Source organism: Bacteroides oleiciplenus YIT 12058 (assembly GCF_000315485.1).
Lineage (GTDB): Bacteria > Bacteroidota > Bacteroidia > Bacteroidales > Bacteroidaceae > Bacteroides > Bacteroides oleiciplenus.
The window spans coordinates 399018-421987 of record NZ_JH992941.1; the positions used below are offsets into that span (position 1 = coordinate 399018).

The 22970-nt window shown below is 46.9% G+C and carries 16 protein-coding genes and 1 pseudogene; 10 read left to right on the forward strand and 7 right to left on the reverse strand.

The window, feature by feature from the left end; genetic code table 11:
* Positions 1-6: 6 nt before the first annotated feature.
* The 10 genes from HMPREF9447_RS09755 (at position 7) to HMPREF9447_RS09800 (ending at position 14401) form a co-directional block, all read left to right on the forward strand.
* Positions 7-1470, forward strand: a complete 1464-nt coding sequence (locus tag HMPREF9447_RS09755) for a glycosyltransferase family 2 protein (RefSeq protein ID WP_009129552.1) — start codon at positions 7-9, stop codon at positions 1468-1470.
* A 2-nt stretch (positions 1471-1472) separates the two neighbouring features.
* Positions 1473-2405: a DUF4922 domain-containing protein gene (locus HMPREF9447_RS09760; RefSeq protein WP_009129553.1), complete on the forward strand. Its 933-nt coding sequence runs from the start codon at positions 1473-1475 to the stop codon at positions 2403-2405.
* 6 nt (positions 2406-2411) lie between these two features.
* Complete coding sequence (locus HMPREF9447_RS09765) at positions 2412-3737, forward strand: SpoIID/LytB domain-containing protein (RefSeq protein ID WP_009129554.1); 1326 nt, start codon at positions 2412-2414, stop codon at positions 3735-3737.
* Between the two features lie 27 nt (positions 3738-3764).
* On the forward strand, positions 3765-5087 hold the full coding sequence (locus HMPREF9447_RS09770) for an MFS transporter (protein WP_009129555.1): 1323 nt from the start codon (positions 3765-3767) through the stop codon (positions 5085-5087).
* A gap of 55 nt (positions 5088-5142) precedes the next feature.
* Positions 5143-6375 (forward strand): exo-beta-N-acetylmuramidase NamZ family protein, encoded by a 1233-nt coding sequence (locus HMPREF9447_RS09775; protein ID WP_009129556.1) that lies wholly within the window; start codon positions 5143-5145, stop codon positions 6373-6375.
* A 169-nt stretch (positions 6376-6544) separates the two neighbouring features.
* Positions 6545-9520, forward strand: a complete 2976-nt coding sequence (locus tag HMPREF9447_RS09780) for an FAD-binding and (Fe-S)-binding domain-containing protein (protein ID WP_009129557.1) — start codon at positions 6545-6547, stop codon at positions 9518-9520.
* 63 nt (positions 9521-9583) lie between these two features.
* Positions 9584-10771, forward strand: coding sequence for an acyltransferase family protein (locus HMPREF9447_RS09785; RefSeq protein ID WP_009129558.1), 1188 nt, complete (start codon positions 9584-9586; stop codon positions 10769-10771).
* Positions 10772-10820: 49 nt separating this feature from the next.
* Complete coding sequence (locus HMPREF9447_RS09790) at positions 10821-11672, forward strand: hypothetical protein (protein ID WP_009129559.1); 852 nt, start codon at positions 10821-10823, stop codon at positions 11670-11672.
* Between the two features lie 23 nt (positions 11673-11695).
* A complete protein-coding gene (murQ, locus tag HMPREF9447_RS09795; protein ID WP_009129560.1) occupies positions 11696-12511 on the forward strand; it encodes an N-acetylmuramic acid 6-phosphate etherase in 816 nt (271 codons plus the stop codon).
* Positions 12512-12541: 30 nt separating this feature from the next.
* Complete coding sequence (locus HMPREF9447_RS09800; RefSeq protein WP_009129561.1) at positions 12542-14401, forward strand: serine hydrolase; 1860 nt, start codon at positions 12542-12544, stop codon at positions 14399-14401.
* A gap of 75 nt (positions 14402-14476) precedes the next feature.
* Here the strand turns inward: HMPREF9447_RS09800 and HMPREF9447_RS09805 are convergent, their stop codons facing one another.
* The 7 genes and pseudogenes from HMPREF9447_RS09805 to HMPREF9447_RS09835 all read right to left on the reverse strand — a co-directional run bounded on the left by HMPREF9447_RS09805 (position 14477) and on the right by HMPREF9447_RS09835 (position 22952).
* Positions 14477-15106, reverse strand: coding sequence for an FKBP-type peptidyl-prolyl cis-trans isomerase (locus tag HMPREF9447_RS09805; RefSeq protein ID WP_009129562.1), 630 nt, complete (start codon positions 15104-15106; stop codon positions 14477-14479).
* A gap of 21 nt (positions 15107-15127) precedes the next feature.
* Positions 15128-16669: a glycine--tRNA ligase gene (locus tag HMPREF9447_RS09810; RefSeq protein ID WP_009129563.1), complete on the reverse strand. Its 1542-nt coding sequence runs from the start codon at positions 16667-16669 to the stop codon at positions 15128-15130.
* 118 nt (positions 16670-16787) lie between these two features.
* Positions 16788-17993 carry an ATP-binding protein gene (locus HMPREF9447_RS09815; protein ID WP_009129564.1) on the reverse strand — a complete coding sequence of 402 codons (1206 nt, stop codon included), beginning with the start codon at positions 17991-17993 and terminating at the stop codon, positions 16788-16790.
* A gap of 109 nt (positions 17994-18102) precedes the next feature.
* On the reverse strand, positions 18103-18792 hold the full coding sequence (locus tag HMPREF9447_RS09820; protein WP_009129565.1) for an ABC transporter ATP-binding protein: 690 nt from the start codon (positions 18790-18792) through the stop codon (positions 18103-18105).
* Between the two features lie 41 nt (positions 18793-18833).
* Positions 18834-20087 carry an efflux RND transporter periplasmic adaptor subunit gene (locus HMPREF9447_RS09825; protein ID WP_009129566.1) on the reverse strand — a complete coding sequence of 418 codons (1254 nt, stop codon included), beginning with the start codon at positions 20085-20087 and terminating at the stop codon, positions 18834-18836.
* A gap of 43 nt (positions 20088-20130) precedes the next feature.
* Positions 20131-21459 (reverse strand): annotated as a pseudogene (locus tag HMPREF9447_RS09830) (TolC family protein).
* A gap of 125 nt (positions 21460-21584) precedes the next feature.
* Positions 21585-22952 carry a sensor histidine kinase gene (locus HMPREF9447_RS09835; RefSeq protein ID WP_009129569.1) on the reverse strand — a complete coding sequence of 456 codons (1368 nt, stop codon included), beginning with the start codon at positions 22950-22952 and terminating at the stop codon, positions 21585-21587.
* Positions 22953-22970 lie beyond the last annotated feature (18 nt).

Sequence of the window (22970 nt, forward strand, 5' to 3'; positions counted from 1 at the left end):
TAGAATATGAATAAGATTAATTGCTTTGTTCCCTTTGCGGGAGCTGCTCAGGCAGAAAAGACAGTAAAAGGGTTGCAAGAAACCGGTTTAGTTAATAATATCTATTTGCTTGCTATGCCGGACGTTACGGAGAATCTGCCCGGATGCAGTACGTTGCACACGCAGTCAATACAGTCCAGTGATGCCATATGGGAGATTGCCGGACATACCGATGCAGAATATACCCTGATTTATACCAAATATACGACACTTGAACTGGGGTTGTTTGCTCTGGAGCGCATGATACACATTGCTGAAGACAGTGGTGCAGGTATGGTTTATGCCGACCGTTACCAAGTGAAGGAAGGTAAGCAAACCAATGCACCGGTCATCGATTACCAGTTCGGTTCACTGCGTGATGATTTCGACTTCGGGTCTGTGCTTCTGTTCCGTACGGATGCCTTCAAAGAAGCGGCTGCACGCATAAAGAAAGGACAATATAAATTTGCCGGACTCTATGATTTGCGTCTGAAATTGAGTCAGAAAGAAAGTTTGATACACATCAACGAATACCTGTACAGTGAAATCGAAGACGATACCCGCAAGAGTGGTGAAAAGATTTTCGACTATGTAGACCCGAGAAATCGTGACCGCCAGATTGAGATGGAACAGGCTTGTACGGAACATCTGAAAGAAATCGGTGGTTATCTGGCTCCCGAATTCAAACAAATAGAGTTCTCTACCGGAAACTTTGAATATGAAGCGTCAGTTATTATCCCCGTGCGTAACCGTATCCGTACCATCCGCGATGCCATCAATTCAGTCTTGAAACAAAAGACAGACTTCAAGTTCAACCTGATTATCATTGATAACCACTCAACGGACGGAACCTCGGAAGCTATTGATGAGTACAAGAGCGACGAACGCCTCATCCACATCATCCCTGAACGCAATGATTTGGGTATCGGTGGTTGCTGGAACATGGGTGTGCATCATCCGAAGTGTGGTAAGTTTGCCGTGCAACTGGATAGTGACGATGTATATAAGGATGAAAATACACTGACAACCATAGTTCGCGCTTTCTATGAACAGAATTGCGCCATGGTAGTGGGTACGTATATGATGACAGACTTCAATATGAATATGATTGCCCCGGGCATCATCGATCATAAAGAATGGACACCGGAGAACGGACGCAACAATGCGCTTCGCATCAACGGTCTGGGTGCTCCGCGTGCTTTCTACACCCCGGTACTGCGCGAAGTGAAAGTTCCGAATACCAGCTATGGTGAAGACTATGCACTGGGATTAAACTTCTCCCGTCAATACCAGATTGGTCGTGTGTACGACGTAGTTTATCTGTGCCGTCGCTGGGACGACAACTCGGATGCTTCACTGGATATAGTGAAGATGAACGGTCATAATCTGTACAAAGACCGCATCCGTACATGGGAACTCCAGGCACGTGTAGCAATGAATAAGAAGAAATAACTATGAACCAAACGATAAACAACCTCCTGACCAGTCAACTTGGCACCTGGGAAATGGCACGTAACAATTACGCAGCCCTTTCCGGTGTGCAAGTGAAGGAGCTGGAGGTAAACGGTATTCCCTACAAGGTACAGTTCAATCCTGCACGTATCGTTTCTTCGGGAGCTAAAGTAGATACCAAGTCCATTAAGGAACGCAAGTGCTTCCTCTGTCCCGCCAATTTGCCGCCGGTACAGAAGGGCATCCCGTTCGAAGGTCATTACAGCATTTTGGTGAATCCGTTTCCCATCTTCCCCCGCCATCTAACGATACCAGAAGTGGCACACGTGGACCAGCGCATAGCCGTCCGTTTCAATGATATGCTGGCACTGGCGCAGGTGCTGACGGATTACACGATATTCTATAACGGTCCTAAGTGCGGTGCATCCGCCCCCGACCATGCACACTTCCAGGCCGGCAACAAAGGGTTTATGCCCATTGAAAAGGGCTGGCGCGGACAAGTGGCGGGTAAAATAGTGGATTACGGCGAAGCTACCCTTTGGTATCTAAACGACACACCACGGGCTACGCTTGTCATCGAGTCTGCCAATAAAAAACATACTGCTGCGCTGTTCGATATTATTTATCATTCACTGGACATCAAACCGGGAGATGATGAACCGATGATGAATGTGCTGGCATGGTATGAAGACGGGAAATGGATAGCATGTATATTCCCGCGTGAAAAGCACCGTCCGGCTTGTTATACGGCTGAGGGAGAAGCTAATTTATTGAGTAGTCCCGCTTCCGTTGACCTTGGCGGAGTATTCATCACTCCGGTAGAGAAGGATTTTCTGAAGATTACAGCCGGAGATATCGCACAGATTCTGAGTGAAGTATGTCTTTCTGACGAAAGCTTTCACCGGGTACGGCAACGAATTAAAGAACAAATATAAACGATTATGAAAGAGCCCAAAGTACACGTAGGTATATTGTTCGAGCCGCAAATAGAATTTATACTGTTGACCCCTTACCGCATCAACGGTATGGAAATCAGTGGTAAACAAGTTGTGACCTACAACGAAGGCAAGATACTGTGGAACGGACGCCTTTATGACGAACTTCTGTTCGAACCAATGAACGAAGTTACCGACGCCTTTGAATTGTTGGATGTCACCATCGGCATCAATTTCCACTGGGAACGCAAGGAAGACCAACGTTTCCTAGGTGCCCTAAAGATTATCGTAGAAGATAATAAACTGACAGGTATCAACGTCATCCATGTAGAAGACTACCTGACAAGCGTAATCTCCAGTGAAATGAGTGCGACGGCTTCATTGGAATTACTAAAAGCACATGCGGTTATTTCGCGCAGTTGGTTGCTGGCAAATATGCAAACCAATCAATGCCCCCATAGCACTGTAGGGGCGAATAATCATTCTCCCGCGAACACAGCGGAATTTATCAAGTGGTATGAACGCGATGCCCACACACGTTTCGATGTCTGTGCCGACGATCATTGCCAACGTTACCAAGGCATAACCCGCGCTTCTACCGAAATCGTAAAGCAAGCCATTGCCGCCACCCGCGGACAGCTTCTGATGTCCGACGGCAAGATATGCGATGCCCGCTTTTCCAAATGCTGCGGCGGTGCATTCGAGGAATTTCAGTATTGCTGGGAAGATGTGAAATACCCTTATCTCACCAAACAGCGCGACTGGGTAGCTAGCAGCTCATCACCCGTAGCTGATCTGACCCAGGAACCCGAAGCTGTACGCTGGATACGTACCTCCCCCGAAGCATTCTGTAACACAACAGACAAGAAAGTTCTCTCCCAGGTACTGAATAACTACGACCAGGAGACTACCGACTTCTACCGTTGGAAAGTAGAATACAGCCAAGATGAACTATCAGCCTTGATACTGAAACGTTCCGGTGTGGACTATGGGCAAATCATCGATCTCATCCCCGTAGCCCGCGGCACCTCAGGACGCCTCTGGAAACTAAAAATCGTAGGAACCAAGAAGACGCTCATTATTGGCAAAGAGTTGGAAATACGTCGCACACTATCCACTTCCCATCTGTACAGTTCCGCTTTTGTAGTAGACAAGGAAGGCATTTCTCCCGAAGGCATCCCGGAACGCTTCATTCTCACCGGAGCCGGCTGGGGACATGGCGTGGGCTTATGTCAGATAGGAGCAGCCGTTATGGGTGAACAAGGCTATAAATATGATGCGATACTGCTGCACTACTACATAGGTGCAAGTATTGACAAACTATATGAGTAATCTAACAAAATAATAACCAATAATATCATGAACAGTACAAAACGAATATCACCATGGGCATGGGTACCTACCCTATACTTTGCACAAGGCATTCCATACTTCATTGTAAACAACATCTCCGTGCTGATGTTTGCCAAGATGGGTGTTCCCAATGGAGAGATGGCCTTGTTTACGAGCTTGTTGTACCTACCCTGGACTATCAAGCCCTTCTGGAGTCCGTTCATCGACATCATCAAGACAAAACGATGGTGGATTGTTTCCATGCAAATCCTAATGTCGATAGCATTCATTCTGTTGACACTGTCCATTCCAAAACCGGATGAAGCAATGATAGCAGCCGGGACAACTCCCATCAGCATGTTCACCATCACATTGTTTCTTTTCATCATTACGGCATTTGCTTCGGCCACACACGACATTGCCGCTGACGGCTTCTATATGTTGGCACTAAAGCAAAGCGATCAGGCGGCATTCGTCGGCATCCGAAGCACTTTCTACCGCCTTGCATCCATCTTCGGGCAAGGGGTGCTCGTAGCCATTGCCGGTGCCATCGAGTTGAAGTACAAAAACATTCCACTGTCGTGGACCATCACGATGTTGGTTACAGCTGTCATCTTCAGTCTGGTGACTTTCTATCACCTCTTTGCAATACCCAAACCTGCTGCCGACAAGTCTGTCCTGACACCGGGCACAGCCAGTGCAAAAGCCATATTCAAAGAATTCGGACGCACATTTGCCACCTACTTCACTAAACCCGGAGTATGGCTGGCCATCGCCTTCATGCTGCTCTATCGCCTGCCCGAAGCATTCCTTATCAAAATGTGCATGCCTTTCCTTGTGGCCTCCAAAGAAGCGGGAGGGCTGGAACTTTCCACGGCAGAAGTAGGTATTGTATACGGCACTATCGGAGTGATATTCCTTACCGTAGGCGGCATTCTGGGCGGATTGTTTGCATCGCGCATCGGACTGAAAAAATCCATCTGGTGGATGGCAGCGTGCATGACGTTGCCTTGCCTGACATTCGTCTATCTGGCCATCGGCCAACCCGACAACCTGTTTGCCATCTCCACAGCCATCGCCATCGAGCAGTTCGGCTATGGATTCGGCTTCACAGCCTATATGCTTTACATGATGTACTTCTCCGAAGGTGAGTTCAAGACGTCGCACTATGCCATCTGCACCGCTTTCATGGCCTTGAGTATGATGATTCCGGGCATGTTTGCAGGTTACCTTCAGGAAGCGGTCGGCTACATCAACTTCTTCTGGATAGTAATCGTCTGCTGTGCCGCCACCATTGTAGTCACAGTGTTTGCTGACAGGAAGATTGACCCGGAATACGGGAAGAAGTGATAAGCGTTAAGTGATAAGTGATAAGCAAGAAATCATAAATTATAAATCATAAATCATGAAAAAGTATATTCTCCTCTGTGTCCTCTGCGTTCTCTGTGGTGCAATGAAGGCGCAAAAGATTAAGATAAAGACCGGCATTGAAGTACTGAAAGAGCAAAACTTCAAGTGTCTGGAAGGCAAACGCGTAGGTCTGATCACCAACCCTACGGGAGTGGATAACCAAATGAAATCGACCATCGACATCCTGCACGAGGCTCCCAATGTGAACCTGGTAGCCCTCTACGGACCGGAACATGGCGTGCGCGGCGACGTACATGCAGGAGACCACGTGACGGACATCAAGGATGCCAGTACCGGACTCCCTGTATATTCCCTTTACGGCAAAACCCGTAAAGCCACGCCGGAAATGCTGAAAGACATTGACGTATTGGTATATGATATTCAGGATATCGGTTGTCGCTCATTCACCTATATCAGTACGATGGGGCTGGCTATGGAAGCTGCTGCCGAAAATGGTAAAGAATTCATCGTTTTGGACCGTCCCAACCCGGTGGGCGGATTGAAGATAGAAGGCAATCTTGTAGAAGACAATTGCATTTCCTTTGTCAGCCAGTTTAAAATTCCGTACCTTTACGGGCTCACTTGCGGCGAGCTGGCTTTGATGCTGAACGGAGAGAGAATGATGGCGGCACAATGCAACCTGCACGTCGTAAAAATGAAAGGTTGGAAACGCAAGATGGACTATGTGCAGACAGGCCTGCAATGGGTACCCTCTTCCCCGCACATCCCGCATCCGCACTCGGCGATATTCTATCCCGTAAGTGGTATTTTGGGTGAGTTGGGATACATGTCCATCGGCGTAGGTTATACCATACCGTTCCAGATGTTCGCCGTCCAATGGGTGGAAGCTGAAAAGCTGGCCCGGAACCTGAACGCATTGAACGTGCCGGGTGTTGTATTCAGGCCGATGTACCTGAAGCCCTTCTACTCCGTAGGAAAAGGAGAGTTGTTGCAAGGCGTACAGGTGCATATCATGGATGTGCAGAAAGCACCGTTGAGCGACATCCAGTTCCTGGTGATGCAGGAAGTGGCGGCACTCTACCCCGACCGCGCCGTATTTGACCATGCCGACAAGGGACGTTTCCGGATGTTCGACATGGTGAGTGGTTCGGAGGAGATACGCAAGAGGTTCTCACAGCGCAACCGTTGGGAAGATGTACGCGATTATTGGTATAAGGATGCAGAAGACTTCCGCAAGCTGTCGAAGCAATACTACTTATACAAATAACAGGACAAGAAAGAAGTAGTCCCGAAAAAGGATAGGATTGAGCCCTATTCAGTCGTATACTCAATAGGGTTCAGTCGTATACTTAATGGGGTTCAGTCGTATACTCATTTCATCCCCTTCCACAGTATATTCTGGCGGGGGATAGAGTAAAGTTAAATTAATATACAATATGGCAAAGAGCAACTACATGGCCTTTCTGCACGATGCCTCTCAGGTCATCCCGCAAGAAAGGATATATACCGACGAACTGCGCCGGTTGGCATGGGGAACGGATGCGGGTTTCTACCGTCTCATTCCTCAAATCGTGATTCGTTCCAGCAGCGAAGGAGAAATCTCCGACCTGTTGAGATTGGCAAACCGCTATGGGCTACCTGTGACGTTTCGTGCTGCAGGAACCAGTTTGTCCGGTCAAGCCATTAGTGACTCTATCTTAATAGTAGCCGGAAAAAACTGGGAGAAGTACAGCATCTCTCCCGACCACGAGCAGATAACGCTGCAACCGGGCATCATCGGTCAGCGGGTCAATGAAATCCTTGCACCCTACGGGCGTAAGTTTGCTCCGGACCCTGCCTCGGTAAAATCGGCCATGGTGGGCGGCATCGTCATGAACAACGCCTCGGGCATGAATTGCGGCACACATGCCAACAGTGACAAAGTGCTGCTCTCCGCCCGCATCGTACTGGCTGACGGCACAGTGCTGGACACAGGGGATGACATCTCCCGCGCCTCCTTTGAAGCCACACATACCGATTTCCTCAACCGCATTTGCGAACTGCGTGATGAGATACGCGCCAACGAAGAACTCTCGGCACGCATCCGTTATAAATATTCCATCAAGAACGTCACCGGACTGAACTTGTTACCGTTCATCCGCTTCGACGACCCGTTCGATATAATCGCCCATCTGATGGTAGGCTCGGAAGGTACGCTTGCATTCCTCTCTCAAATCACCATGCGTACAGAGTACGACTATCCTTACAAGGCAAGTGCAATGCTCTACTTCAAGAGTATAAAGGACGCCTGCCGAGCTGTGGTAGCGATGAAAAAACTTCATTCTAATGAAGAATTAAAAATGAAAAATGAAGGATTACCTTGTGACGGAACAGCACAGCCTGATTCTTCATTCATTGTAAAAGGTGCGGAACTGCTGGACTACAAAAGCCTTTCTTCCGTAGATGACCCCGTCTACCTGAAATATAAACAGGAAGTCTCCGACGCTTCCGGCCTCACCGCCGTGCTGACCGAGACAAAAGCCCGCACCCGTGAGGAACTAGAACAAAACATATCAGCCATCGAAGCATGTCTGGAAGCTTTCAGCACCTACATCCCCGTGCACTTCACTGACCGGCCGGAAGAATACTCCAAGTACTGGGCCATCCGCTCGGGCATATTCCCCTCCGTAGGTGGCACACGCCAACCGGGAACTACCTGTCTCATTGAAGATGTAGCCTTCCACATCGAAGACCTGCCCGAAGCTACCGCCGACTTGCAGCAACTCATCGCCCGCCACGGCTATGATGACGCCTGTATCTACGGCCATGCCCTGGAAGGAAACTATCATTTCATCCTCAACCAGTCCTTCAGCACCGATGCCGAAGTGAAGAGGTATGAAGAATTGATGAATGACGTAAAATCACTGGTAGTCGATAAATACGACGGTTCACTGAAAGCCGAACATGGAACAGGGCGTAATATGGCCCCCTTTGTAAAATATGAATGGGGGGAAGCAGCCTTCGAAGCCATGAAGACCGTGAAGCAGTTGTTCGACCCGAAATGTCTGCTCAACCCGGGTGTTATCTTCAATGATGACCCGCAATGTCATATAAAAAATTTTAAACCACTGCCTCTTATTCCTGTTGATGAAGCCAGTCCGGCTGAGAAAGTGAATAAATGTATCGAATGCGGTTTCTGCGAAGTAAATTGTTTATCTTGCGGATTCACCCTCTCTTCCCGTCAGCGTATTGTGTTGCAACGGGAAATATCACGTCTGAAACAAAGCGGAGAAAATCAGGAACGTCTAGTATTACTCGAAAAGCAATATCGCTATCCGGGCAATCAAACCTGTGCCGGTGATGGCCTCTGCTCCATGTCCTGTCCGATGAATATTAATACGGGCGACCTGACTCATATCATCCGCCAAGAATTGTTGCCGAAAGGCAGCCTCGGATATAAGGCAGGTGATTTCGTTGCCAATCATTTTGCAGGTGTAAAGAGTACGTTGCGCCCTGTGCTGTCATTAGCCAATTTCGGGCATTCCGTATTAGGAACAAAAGCCATGAGCAGCATCACGAAAGGCATGCATAACCTGTTAGGAATACCTTTGTGGACGCCTGCTATGCCAAAATCCTATAGAATAGGGAATGAAGAATTAGGCTACACTGTTGTGCCACAAGGTAATTCTTCATTCTTCACTCCTAATTCCTCATTCAACAAAGTAGTCTACTTCCCCAGTTGTATCAACCAAACCATGGGTCTCCCGAAACGCTCTCCCGTGGTACAGCCTCTGGTCAACAAAATGATTTCCCTCCTCCGGAAAGGCGGTTACGAAGTCATCTTCCCCAAAGATATGGACAAGCTCTGTTGCGGCACCATCTGGGAAAGCAAAGGCATGCTCGACATTGCCGACCGCAAAGCCGCCGAACTCGAAGCCTCCCTTTGGGAAGCCAGCGAGCAAGGCAAATATCCCGTACTTTGCGACCAAAGTCCCTGCCTGCACCGCATGCGCGAAACCATCAAAAAGATGAAACTCTACGAACCCGCCGAGTTCATCTACACTTTCCTGCGAGACCGTCTGGTCTTTACCCAGACCGACCGTCCTGTAGCCCTGCACATCACCTGTTCTATGCGCAAGATGGGACTGGCAGCCACCATCATCTCCCTGGCCAAGCTTTGCTCCACGCATGTCATCATCCCCGAAGAAGTGGGCTGCTGTGGCTTTGCCGGTGACCGTGGCTTCACCTATCCCGAACTGAACTCGTATGCTCTGCGCAAGCTCCGTCCGCAGATAGAAGCCTCCGGTGTGGCCATCGGTTACTCCAACAGTCGTACCTGCGAAATAGGACTAACAACCAATTCCGGCATTCCTTACGTCTCCATCGCTTACCTTGTAGACCAATGCACGGAGAAAGCGGAAAACAAAGAATAACCCTCATTAATTGATAACTAATAACTGATAACTTATAACTAATAACTTAACACACTTATTATCATGAGCAGTCAAATGAAAACCAACAAACGCATTCTTGCCCTCGACATCCTTCGCGGTGTCACCATTGCGGGCATGATAATGGTAAACAACCCCGGCACTTGGGGACATATATATGCCCCTCTGCGCCATGCTGAATGGAACGGCCTCACCCCAACCGACCTCGTCTTCCCCTTCTTCATGTTCATTATGGGTATCTCCACCTATATCTCCCTGAAGAAGTATAACTTCGAGTTCAGCCACGCCGCTGCCATGAAGATACTGAAACGTACTATTATTATCTTCCTCATCGGCCTTGCCATCGGCTGGTTCTCCAAGTTCTGTTACTACTGGACAAACCCCAGTGAAGGTATCGGCTTCGGCGCCCAACTCTGGGAATCTGTGTGGACATTCGACCGCATCCGCATCCTGGGTGTCATGCAACGCCTCGCTCTTTGCTACGGCGCCACTGCCATCATTGCCCTGACCATGAAACACCGACATATCCCCTACCTCATTGCCACCTTACTGATAGGTTACTTTATCCTTTTGATATGCGGCAACGGCTTTGCCTATAACGAAACCAACGTACTTTCCATAGTGGACCGTGCCATCCTTACCCCCGCTCACATGTATAAGGATAACGGTATCGACCCCGAAGGACTTTTAAGCACCATCCCCTCCATTGCCCATGTTTTGCTGGGCTTCTGCGTAGGTCGGATGATGCTGGACGGCAACAAAGCTCAAAGCCGTGAGGAGTTGCTCAATTCGCATCTCATCAAGTTATTCCTGATAGGCACCATCCTTACCTTTGCAGGCTTCCTGCTGAGTTACGGCTGCCCCATCAACAAGAAAATCTGGTCTCCCACTTTCGTCCTCACCACTTGCGGACTGGCCTCCAGCTTCCTTGCATTACTCATCTGGATCATCGACGTGAAAGGATATAAGAAGTGGAGCACCTTCTTCGAAGCTTTCGGCATCAACCCGCTATTCATGTATGTTCTGGGTGGAGTGCTTGGTATCCTGTTCGGTAGTATCAGGTTCCCTTGGGGCGAAGCCAGCATCAGCATACACGGATTCTTATATAAGATTATCCTTATGCCCGTATTCGGTGAAACCGGTGGCTCACTGGCTTACGCACTGCTCTTCGTAGCCATCAACTGGTGCATCGGCTATCAACTGTATAAGCGGAAAATATACATCAAGATATAAGAAGGAGTAGCGGAGTTACCAACATAGTAAACAATTAAAATTGAACGATATGATATTAATAGCAGACAGTGGCTCTACAAAAACCGATTGGTGTGTTGTAGAGAATGGTAAACTCATCCAACAGGCTTTTACGAAAGGTACCAACCCTTTCTTTCAGTCGGAAGAGGAAATCAGTAACGAAATAGCGACAGCGCTGCTGCCCCAGTTAACAACCAATGCCTTCGACGCTGTGTACTTTTATGGCGCAGGTTGTGGCTTCCCCGACAAAATTGCAATGGTGCACCGCGCCATCACCCGACATCTCCAGGTCTCGGGCGACGAAGTAGAAGTAAATACAGACATGCTTGCCGCCGCCCGCGGACTCTGCGGACATGAGCCGGGCATCGCCTGCATCATGGGTACAGGTTCCAACTCGTGTTATTATGACGGAAAACACATAGGAGCCAACGTTTCTCCCCTAGGTTTTATCCTTGGTGACGAAGGTAGTGGCGCCTGCTTAGGTAAATTGTTGGTAGGCGATATTCTAAAGAATCAGATGACTCCGGGACTAAAAGAGAAGTTCCTCAAGCAATTCAATCTGGAACCGGGGGACATCATCGACCGTGTATACCGCAAACCGTTCCCCAACCGTTTTCTGGCAAGCCTGTCACCCTTCCTTGCACAGAATCTGGACGAACCTTGTGTGCGCACGCTTGTACTGAACAGTTTCAAGGCTTTTCTGAAAAGAAATGTAATGCAGTACGACTACGAACATAGCAAAGTACACTTCATCGGTTCCGTAGCATTCCATTACAAAGAAGTGCTTGCCGAGGCAGCACAAGAAATGGGCATTCAACTAGGCACCATCCTCAAAAGTCCGATGGAAGGCCTGATTAAGTATCACAGCACTATTGACAATTAAAAATTAATATTTAAATCATCATCATGGCATTCATAAAGATATCAGAGCAACCTTCGCTCTACAACGACTTAGAGAAGAAGTCTGTCCGCGAAATATTGGAAGACATCAACACAGAAGACCAGAAAGTGGCATTGGCCGTTCAGAAAGCCATTCCACAAATTGAGAAACTGGTCAACCTAATTGTTCCTCGCATGAAACAGGGCGGACGCATTTTCTATATGGGCGCCGGCACCAGCGGACGTCTGGGAGTATTAGATGCATCGGAGATACCGCCCACGTTCGGCATGCCTCCGACACTTGTCATCGGTCTGATAGCAGGTGGTGACACTGCCTTACGCAACCCAGTGGAGAATGCAGAAGATGATACCCGCCGTGGCTGGGAGGAACTCATCGAGCGCAACATCACCGACAAAGACACCGTTATCGGCATTGCAGCTTCCGGCACCACTCCTTACGTTATCGGCGCCATGCAGAAAGCTCGTGAGCATGGCATCCTCACAGGATGCATCACCAGTAACCCCGACTCACCGATGGCGGCCGAGGCGGATGTTCCTATCGAGATGGTGGTCGGTCCGGAATATGTGACAGGAAGCTCACGCATGAAATCAGGCACAGGACAGAAGATGATACTGAACATGATTACCACTTCTGTCATGATACAATTAGGCCGCGTGAAAGGTAACAAGATGGTAAATATGCAGTTGAGCAACCAGAAGTTGGTGGACCGTGGCACACGTATGATTGTAGAAGAGCTCGGTCTGGATTATGGCAAGGCGAAAGCACTGCTGCTGATGCACGGTTCGGTGAAAAAAGCAGTGGATGCTTACAGAGGGAAATAAACATCATTTATCTCTTAATACAGTAATAGTATGAAACTCATCTCCTCTTTTCTTTTCCTTGCGTTGCTTGCCCTGCAAACCAACGCACAATCCCTGCAACGCGTAGCCCCCGAACAAGTCGGCATGGACTCCCGCAAACTGATGTACGCTGACGAAGCTATAGAAACCGCCATAGCCAACAAGGATATTCCCGGCGCTGTGCTCGCTGTAGTACGCAATGGAAAAATGGCTTACCTCAAAGCTTATGGCAACAAACGCGTGTATCCCAACACCGAGCCTATGACCGTGAACACAATCTTTGATATGGCTTCATGCAGCAAGTCCATGTCTACCGCCACCTGTACTCACATCCTGGCAGAACGTGGAAAAGTCCGTCTTCTGGACCCGGTCAGTCTCTATATCCCCGGATTCAAGAACTGGGCAAGCGAAGACGGCAAAGACAAGAAGGTCATCCGCATCGCCGATCTATTGACGCACACTTCCGGTCTTCCTCCTTACGGCCCCACCGCTGAATTGGAAAAGCAATACGGCTCTCCCAGCCCCGACGGATTAATAGAATACATTGCCAACTGCCGCCGTGACTTTAAACCGCAGACCGATTTCCAATACAGTTGCCTCAACTACATCACCCTGCAACGTATCATTGAAACCGTCAGTGGGCAATCATTGCGTGACTTCGCCCGCGAAAATCTATTTGATGTTCTGGGTATGAACCATACCGATTACCTGCCCTGCAAACGTGATAAAGATGGAAAATGGGTAAATACAGCAGATGCCCATTGGGCATCCACCACCGATGGAGACTGGCATAGTCTCATCGCCCCCACCGAGAAGCAACCCGATGGCAGCGTCCTCTGCGGACAAGTGCACGACCCGCTGGCTCGCATCATGAATGGCGGTATCTCCGGTAATGCCGGCGTTTTCTCCTGTGCCGAGGACATCGCACTTCTCTGTGCCGCCCTGCAAAACGGTGGAGAGTGGAACGGACACCGTATCCTCAGCCCACTGGGAGTAAAAGCCCTGAGTACCGTTCCCCGCGCCACCGCCTCATTAGGCCGCACTTTAGGTTGGGACAATTTCACTGCTTATGCTTCCAACAATGGAGATTACTTCGGTCCTAACACCTACGGTCATACCGGCTATACCGGCACATCCATCGTGATAGACCCGGACAATGACACTTCAGTCATTCTGCTCATCAACGCCGTGCATCCCGAAGACGGACACAGTGTAGTACGCCTGCGTTCGCTGGTATCCAATGCTGTAGCTGCATCTATCTACCCCGCCCCACGCATCTATACGGAGCATTACTACAAACGTTTCCTCCAATTCATGGATGAACCCGCCATCACATCCAAAGACATCGTCATGGTAGGTAACAGCCTTACAGAAGGTGGTGGCGATTGGAACGTCCGCCTCAACAAAAAGAATATCCGCAACCGTGGAATCATCGGCGATGAAGTAATGGGCATCTACGACCGCCTGCATCAGATACTCCCGGGGCAACCCGCAAAACTGTTCCTCCTTGCCGGTGTCAACGATATCTCGCATGACCTGACTGCCGACAGCATTGTCAGCATGATACGTATGACTGTAGAGCGTATCCAGCGCGAATCTCCCGACACAAAACTTTATCTGCAAAGCCTCCTGCCTTTCAACGAAAGCTTCGGGCGCTACAAGAAACTTACCGGAAAAACCGATATGGTTCCCGAAATCAATGCTCAACTGGAAGCTTTAGCTAAAGAATACAAGATTACATTCATCAACCTCTTCCCTCTATTCACGGAGAAAGGGACAAATGTACTGCGCACTGAACTGACCAGTGACGGATTACATTTGAATGAAGAAGGGTATAAGATTTGGGCGAAAGCGTTAAAGAAGAAAATATAAGAATCACCAAGTATAAAACCAAAGAAGGCATATCTAAAAAATAGATATGCCTTCTTTATATTCTTAAGAAATATTTTACTGAACCACTCTTGTCATAATCACATCAAAAGCCAATACTGAATATCCAGGAATACTTCCAGAACCGGAAGAGCCGTACGCTGAATCCCATGGAATATAAACCATCCAACGCTCTCCAGTATGCATGTACTGCAAGAAAGCTCTCCAACCACTTGTCAATGCAGTTGAATTTATTGTGAACTTAACCGTCCAATCGTAGGGGGTAGGTTCTTTTTCAGGCTTCATAGGAATATTTTGATCTATTGCGCTATAGCCGGTAAAACTACCATCAAACTTAGTACCGGTAATCAGAGTGCCATAATAATAAGCATAAGCGGACTCTGTATATAGCGGACGTTGCCCAGACATATCTTTCACAAGTTTTTTGCAATATATGTATTGAGGGTTTTCATTTGTACTGATAAGTTCATTCATTATATAGAACATCTCACCTACCTGAACCTTCTCCAATTGTTCCAAAGTAGCGACATAATTATCTCCTGCAACCACTTTGATTGAATCGATGAATGCCTGATTACGTTCTTGCCAATTCGAATACTTCCCTTCTTCTTCCACCTCTTCACAAGAGATGAACACACCCATGGTGAGCAACAGGAAAGGCAAAAATACTAAGAGTCTTTTTTTCATTCTGCTAATTTATTGTATTACTTATTGCAACGTCTTCAGCAATGACGTAAGGCTGACACGGTCTGCAATGATGTTATTCAGTTCAGCAATAGCTACGCGTTCCTGCTGCATCGTATCACGGTTACGCAGCGTCACGCAGTTATCTTCCAGAGTTTGATGGTCAACAGTCACACAGAACGGAGTACCGATGGCATCCTGGCGGCGGTAACGCTTACCGATACTATCTTTTTCATCATACTGACAGTGGAAGTGGAACTTCAATGAGTCGATGATTTCACGGGCCTTTTCAGGCAGACCGTCTTTCTTTATCAACGGCATCACAGCCAACTTCACAGGAGCAAGTGCAGCAGGTAATTTCAATACGATACGGCTTTCTCCATTCTCCAGTTGTTCTTCACAATAAGAAGCAGCCATGATACTGAGGAACATACGATCCACACCGATAGAAGTCTCAATAACATACGGAGTATAACTCTCATTCGTCTCGGGATCAAAGTACTTAATATTTTTACCGGAGAACTTTTCATGCTGAGACAAGTCGAAGTTCGTACGGCTATGAATACCTTCCACTTCCTTGAAGCCGAAAGGCATCAAGAACTCGATATCCGTAGCAGCATTAGCGTAGTGAGCCAACTTGTCATGGTCATGATAACGATAGCTACCATCACCGAATCCCAGTGCCTTATGCCATTTCAGGCGGATTTCTTTCCACTTTTTGAACCAGTCCAGTTCAGTGCCCGGTTTCACGAAGAACTGCATTTCCATCTGTTCAAACTCACGCATGCGGAAAATGAACTGACGGGCAACAATCTCGTTACGGAATGCCTTACCAATCTGTGCAATACCGAAAGGTATCTTCATACGGCCGGTCTTCTGCACATTCAAGTAGTTCACAAAGATACCCTGAGCTGTTTCAGGACGCAGATAAATCTTCATGGCACCATCAGAAGTAGAACCCATCTCTGTAGAGAACATCAGGTTGAACTGACGAACTTCCGTCCAGTTCTTTGTACCGCTGATGGGACAAACGATTTCTTCATCCAGAATAATCTGACGGAGATCATCAAGGTTATTATCATTGAGCGCCTTAGCAAAACGTTCGTGCAAAGCATCACGTTTAGCCTGGTGTTCCAGTACGCGGCCGTTTGTGCTGCGGAACTGTGCTTCGTCAAAAGATTCTCCGAAGCGTTTAGCAGCTTTGGCTACTTCCTTATTGATTTTATCATCGTACTTAGCCAGTTGGTCTTCAATCAGCACATCGGCACGATAACGTTTTTTAGAGTCACGGTTATCAATCAATGGATCATTGAATGCGTCTACGTGTCCGGAAGCCTTCCAGATAGTGGGGTGCATGAAGATAGCGGAGTCGATGCCGACAATGTTTTCGTGCAGCAACACCATGCTCTGCCACCAGTATTGTTTTATGTTGTTTTTCAGTTCCACACCCATCTGACCGTAGTCATACACTGCTCCCAATCCGTCGTAGATGTCGCTGGAGGGGAATACGAAACCGTATTCCTTACAGTGCGATACGAGTTTCTTAAAAACGTCTTCTTGTGCCATTTTTTTGTTATATCTATTAATTTTAATCCTGTTCTTTATTAAAAAGCGCCACAAAGATAGGGATTTATATCATAAGTCGGGCAGGCGGGGTATTAATTTATCTTATCATTGCACGTTGTTACACAAACTGATGCATAGGAATAACGTCAATCCAACCCTCTTCCGTACGAATCTTATCTGTTTGATTAAGAGTTATAAGAATCCCTCTATCCATTTTAAAGAAACGCATGGCTTCGCGCAATCCTCCCACTTCACGTGATTCATTTTCCCGATGCAACTCCAGACAGACCTGAATAAGCTGTATCGGTACATTCTTCTCACATACCACAAAGTCGCATTCACTATTATTCTCACTAAAATAATAAAGTTGCCGATAACGACGGCGCAGCTCCCAATAAACTACATTTTCCAGCATATGCCCCGTGTTTTCGGTAAAGGAAACGGTAACAGCTTGCGAAAGGGCTGTATCAATGAAATATATTTTCTGAGGATTGACATATTGTGCTTTCAATGACCATGAGAACTTGGGCATACGACTGATGAAATAAGCTTCTTCAAAATAGCTCAGGTATTCCAAAGCCGTCTTACCGGTTTTTATACCGACCATTCCAGCCAGTTTATTAGCAGAAGCAAGGTTTCCGAAATTAGCTGCCAGATAAAGCAATAATGCCTTAAGGGAAACTACATCACGAATCCCATAACGGACTGCTATGTCCCGATACAAAATATCATCAAATAATGCTGTAAGTACATCCTGATTACCAGTGCGCACAAACTCCGGAAAGCCACCATTCCGAAGATACTCCATAAAAGATTCGGCACAAGGCGTTAACGACCGGAAACGGAGGAACTCTTTATATGAGAATGGATAAAGTTCTTTCGAGATATGTCGCCCGGTAAGTTTTGTACCTAATTCCTTACTCAGTAGAGAGGCATTGGAACCGGTAATACAAACATTGAATCTCTGATCCAGCTTCTGTCTTACATATAATTCCCAACCTTCTACCACTTGAATTTCATCAAAGTAGAGATTCCTTTTCCCTGTTTCTTCTATCAGAAGGTCGAGTAATTCAAAGTCTTTGATATCAAAACGAAACAGTTTTGGGGTATCAAAATTCAAATAAAAAGCCTCGTCGATAGTTGGCCCGACATGCTGCCGCATCAACGTACTTTTTCCACAACGACGTATCCCTGAAATCACTAAAGCATGATTTGCATTATCTACAGGCAATGCCGCCAATAACTCGCGCGAAAGAGATTCATCATGCCTAAAGAATTCCTGCTGTTGATTATAAACCTCTTTGATATCAGAATATTTCACCATACGTTTATTTATTTTGTATAGAGCAAAGATAGTTTATTTATTGCTAATAATCAAATTTGATTATTAGCAATATTCAAGTTTCTCTATTACTAATAAACAGTTTCACCATTTATCGTAATAAACTCTCGCTTTGCACTTCCGTCACAACCTGCCCATCGAACAGATTGATAATCCGGTGGGCATACGAAGCATCGTGGCGTGAATGTGTCACCATGACAATCGTAGTTCCCTGACGGTTCAGTTCAAGAAGAAGCTCCATGACATCCTTTCCGTTGCGGGAGTCGAGGTTACCGGTCGGCTCGTCAGCAAGTATCAGCATAGGATTGATTACTACGGCACGGGCAATGGCTACGCGTTGCTGCTGTCCGCCGGATAACTGGGTAGGAAAGTGCCCGGCACGATGGTCGATACTCATCCTCTTCAGAGTTTCCTCTACCCTGCGCTTACGCTCGGAAGGTTTGATTTTCATGTAAGTAAGCGGCAGTTCCACATTCTCGAATACATTCATCTCTTCGATAAGGTTGAAACTCTGGAAGACGAAACCTATTTTTCCTTTGCGGGTATCGGTGCGCTCACTCTCTTTCATGTGACCGACTTCTACGCCATCGAGATAGTACTCGCCCGAAGTCGGACTATCGAGCATGCCCAGAATATTGAGTAACGTAGATTTACCACAGCCCGAAGGCCCCATTATAGCCACAAATTCCCCCTTCTCCACTTCCAGGGAAATACTGTTTATTGCTGCCGTTTCCACCTCTTCCGTACGGAACACCTTATTCAGTCCTTTAATCTTAATCATATTCTTTATTTTTTATCAATTACAAGTCAATACCCTATTTATCAATCCTTCAAAATCAGTTCTCCGGCATCCGCAAAATTTTCATAACTTGAGATAACTACTTTTTCTCCCGGCTCAAGTCCGCTCACCACCTCATAGTACATCGGATTCTGGCGTTTAATCTGTACATTGCGGCGCACTCCCTTTTTCCCATCCGAAGTAATCACAAATACCCATTGCCCGCTCGTACTCTGATAGAATGCCCCACGGGGAATCAGAGTCGCCTCTACCGGCTGTCCCAGTTGCAGATTGATATAATAAGTCTGCCCCGTGCGGATATTATCAGGGCGCTCGCCTACAAATACGAAGTCTGTTCTGAACTGCTTATCGCGCACTTCCGGATAAACTTTCCGGACACGCAGGGCATAATCCCTGTCCTGCCGTTCAAAAGTAGCCTCAAGCCCCTCGCGGACACGGTCGATATAGTGCTCGTCAATAAAAGCTTCCACCTTGAAATCGGACAGGATATTAATCTGCCCAATCCGGGTGCCGGCAGTGATGGATTGTCCTATCTCTACATCAAGCAATCCAAGTTGTCCGCTCACCGGAGCTTTCACATTCAGATTATCCGCCCGTTGGCGTACAAGCACAAGATTACGCCGCATATTGTCAAGGCTCTCTTCAAGTTGCCTGACCTGCACTTCACGGTAAATAGAATCCTGTTTCCGGCTTTCGACCACCAGATTGCGCTTATTGAAAGCCAGTTCATATTCTTCCTGAGCCTGCAAATATTCTTCCCGCGACACCAATTTTTCCTCATACAACCGTTTATACTGTTCAAACCGGCGCTTCTGCCGCCCCACCTCAATATCAAACTGCAACTGGTCTTTTTTCAGGCTCAGCCTGTTCTGTTCCATATCAAGCAGGGTATTTCGCAGGAAGTTCTGCTTCTCGGCCAGTTGGGCTTCACTATCAAGAATGCTAAGGTTAAGCATCGGATTAGTGAGACGCACGATAACCTTGCCTTGTTCCACCGTTGTCCCTTCTTCCACTATCTTTTCGGCAACCATGCCACCTTCCGCCGCACTCAATTGCACAGTGCGGATGGGCAATACCTGCCCATTGACACGCATATAATCATTGAATAATCCTCTTTCTACCGACCGGACGTTCAGTGTATTTCTATTCACACGCACTCTGCGAGTCTGATTACCGAAGAATAGCCATCCGGCTGCTAAAGTTAGTAACAAACCGATAATTATATACGGTATATGCTTTTTTTTCAATCCTTTTTTCTGTTCGATAATAGTATCCATAGCTTCATTCACTGTTTATTGGTTTATTACTGGCTGCTCCTGTTTATTCACCGATGAAAGGCTCCCCTTTATAATAATTCACAAGACGCTTTTTAAGGCTATACTTCAGGCGTGCATTCAGCTTTTCCGCCCTTGCCTGCATCAACCGGTTAGCGCTTGTGTGCAAATCGATAGCACTGACAAGTCCTTCCTCATATTTACGGAGATTAAGCTGGTGCGCTATCTTCATGGCTTCCTCCTGCCTGTCAGCCTGGTAGAATTCATCGGCCTGACCGTTCATATCGGCTACAGCCTGTTCTATCTCGCTGTACAAAGTTCGCCGGGCTTCTTCCTACTCATTCCGGGCAATGATAAGTTCCTGCCTGCTCCTTTTCAAATTCGACACCCGGGACAAACCGTCAAAGAGGGGAAAAGAAAGGGAAAAGCCAACATAATATCCCCGTTTATTCCTGAACTGTTCGGAGAAAGGAATATACTCACTGCCATCCATAAAGCGTGCAAAACCTGTCGATATTCCGCCCTGGGCCATCAGTGTGGGCAACAGAGAGCCTTTTGCCGCACGATAAGAGAGTTGCCGGATACGCAAAGAAGCGTCTGCAACTTGCGCAGTGGGCAGAAACAGCAGCGCATGCTTATATATATCGATAGGAGAATCCTCCGTTTTAGCTATCAATTCAAGAGTATCATATCCGGCTATCTGCAAGTCTTCATCAATGGGAAAATACATTTTTTCTTTCAGGCGGATAATTCCTATTTTAAGCAAGTTCTTTTGCCGGGTCAGACTATAACTGTCCGAAGCTTCTTTGGCTGCCAACTCGGCCACATCGGGAGAAGATTTCAGACCGAGTTCTTCCATACGCCGGGTACGTTGAAGGTTCCGGCTACTTTCTTCCCACTGCTGTTGTGCCAAATCAACCATCTCGCAATAATAGAGAGTATTAAAAAAAGCCTCCATCGTTTCGTAAGCAGTCAGGTCTTCCGCCTCTTGTAATTGATGTTTTCCCATCAACCTGCTTACCTTTTGCATCCTAACCCTCGTAATACCTGCAAGACCGTCAAACAACACCAGGCTGGAAGAAATGCCATAGGTGTTACTGAATGAATTAACATCAGTATATGTATTCGTTTCAGAATCCAGTCCGCGCCCAAAACTAAAATTAGCATTCACTTCCGCTCCAACAGAAGGCAAGAGTCGGGCAATGGCCTCCCGATAATTCTGAGTATAGATTTTATTCCGGGCTTCCTGACTGCTAACCCGTGTATTATTCTGCACAGCATATTCCATACATTCTTCCAGCGTCCAGACCTTAGTCTGCCCGTGCAGAATAATGGTAATACTCAAAAAAAAGGAAATACATACTACTCTTTTCATAAGCCTCCGGATATAAATTACAATGATATTCAGGTAATATATATCCAGAAGTATGCCAAACCGATAACAAACTATATATCAAACATTTAAGAAATATTCAAGACTAGCAAGAGTGTAAGATAGCTTTACACTTGCACAGGAGATACTTTACAAAACACCATCCCGAATATCGTCCAACCTCCGGCAGTATAGTGTTTCAGATTGCCACCATGCAGACGCATGATATAACGCGAGAGGCTCAGGCCGATGCCTGAACCGGACTCCTTGGTAGTAAAGAAAGGAACAAAAATATGCGGAAGTATCTCTTGCGGAATAGGCGCCCCATTATTACGCACTTCGATAACCGTTTGCCGGGACGATGCGATAACCGCCAGTTCAATGCTCTTTTCGGAATAAGCCTCCCCTTCCCCACTCCCGAAAGCTTCCGCAGCATTTTTCACCAGATTAACGAGTACTTGCAACACCTGACTCTCATCTGCATACAATGGCGGCATATCACCTTTCTGAATAATCTGAACCGTACCCCCTTGTTCTTCTATTTTAGCAGAACACAGGCCCACCACCTTTTCAAGCAATAATCTTGTATCAATAAGCGCTATCTGCGGCTGGGGAATACGCGTAAACTGACGATAAGACTCTACGAAATTCAGCAATCCCTTAGTTGTGGCATTGATGGTTTCAAGAGCATCCACAGTATTCAGATAAAGGGAATTACCAGAAACTTCGGCGCTATGCGAGCGAAACGAAAACAACAACGACTCACTCAATGAAGTAATCGGCGCAATGGAATTCATGATTTCATGCGTCATCACCCGGATAAGACGTATCCACGACTCCATTTCTTTAGCTTCCAATTCACTACCGATATTATTAAGCGTAATGATACGGAAAGAAGTGCCGGAGATTACGATTTTAGTCAGGTGAAGACTAAGTTCCGTCTCTTCCCGCTCATTCGCAATCTTTACGAGAGACGCCTCACCCGGTTTCAAATTTAGAAATAAGGAGGGAAACGATTCATCGACATTGCGCAACTGGTTCAGATGCGAAATACTACTCAGGCCCAGCAATTCCATAGCCGAACGATTGGCATTGCGCACAAAACCATCTTCATCAGTAATAATAATACCGGTAGATACACTTTCCACAATCGTGCCGAGAAACTCCTCATTCTCTATAATCTCGCGACGGGCTTTTACCAAAATCCCTTTAATCCGGTTCAGCATCCGGTTCAGTTCTTTCTCCCGAAGCGACATCCGGGTAGTAGAGAAATGGAAAGAATAGTCGCCGTTCTCCATTGCATTAAGCAGGAACAGGATGTTTTTATTGAATTTTCTGTAGTTTTTGAATAGCCTGAATAAAGAAAATATCACAATAGCCGCACATACAACGCCATAAATGATTTCTTCACGGACGAACAGCAAAGTCGCCGCCATGAGTGCAACCATCAGCACCAGAAGATAGGTTATCAGTTTGTATTCTATTGATTTGAACATTCTCTTTTCTCTTTGGCA

Coding starts and splice junctions, on each gene's coding strand:
- HMPREF9447_RS09775 (WP_009129556.1), top strand. CDS start 5,143: ATGAAAAAGTATATTCTCCTCTGTGTCCTCTGCGTTCTCTGTGGTGCA.
- HMPREF9447_RS09760 (WP_009129553.1), top strand. CDS start 1,473: ATGAACCAAACGATAAACAACCTCCTGACCAGTCAACTTGGCACCTGG.
- HMPREF9447_RS09765 (WP_009129554.1), top strand. CDS start 2,412: ATGAAAGAGCCCAAAGTACACGTAGGTATATTGTTCGAGCCGCAAATA.
- HMPREF9447_RS09820 (WP_009129565.1), bottom strand. CDS start 18,792: ATGATTAAGATTAAAGGACTGAATAAGGTGTTCCGTACGGAAGAGGTG.
- HMPREF9447_RS09810 (WP_009129563.1), bottom strand. CDS start 16,669: ATGGCACAAGAAGACGTTTTTAAGAAACTCGTATCGCACTGTAAGGAA.
- HMPREF9447_RS09785 (WP_009129558.1), top strand. CDS start 9,584: ATGAGCAGTCAAATGAAAACCAACAAACGCATTCTTGCCCTCGACATC.
- HMPREF9447_RS09800 (WP_009129561.1), top strand. CDS start 12,542: ATGAAACTCATCTCCTCTTTTCTTTTCCTTGCGTTGCTTGCCCTGCAA.
- HMPREF9447_RS09825 (WP_009129566.1), bottom strand. CDS start 20,087: ATGGATACTATTATCGAACAGAAAAAAGGATTGAAAAAAAAGCATATA.
- HMPREF9447_RS09790 (WP_009129559.1), top strand. CDS start 10,821: ATGATATTAATAGCAGACAGTGGCTCTACAAAAACCGATTGGTGTGTT.
- HMPREF9447_RS09755 (WP_009129552.1), top strand. CDS start 7: ATGAATAAGATTAATTGCTTTGTTCCCTTTGCGGGAGCTGCTCAGGCA.
- HMPREF9447_RS09770 (WP_009129555.1), top strand. CDS start 3,765: ATGAACAGTACAAAACGAATATCACCATGGGCATGGGTACCTACCCTA.
- HMPREF9447_RS09805 (WP_009129562.1), bottom strand. CDS start 15,106: ATGAAAAAAAGACTCTTAGTATTTTTGCCTTTCCTGTTGCTCACCATG.
- murQ (WP_009129560.1), top strand. CDS start 11,696: ATGGCATTCATAAAGATATCAGAGCAACCTTCGCTCTACAACGACTTA.
- HMPREF9447_RS09815 (WP_009129564.1), bottom strand. CDS start 17,993: ATGGTGAAATATTCTGATATCAAAGAGGTTTATAATCAACAGCAGGAA.
- HMPREF9447_RS09780 (WP_009129557.1), top strand. CDS start 6,545: ATGGCAAAGAGCAACTACATGGCCTTTCTGCACGATGCCTCTCAGGTC.
- HMPREF9447_RS09835 (WP_009129569.1), bottom strand. CDS start 22,952: ATGTTCAAATCAATAGAATACAAACTGATAACCTATCTTCTGGTGCTG.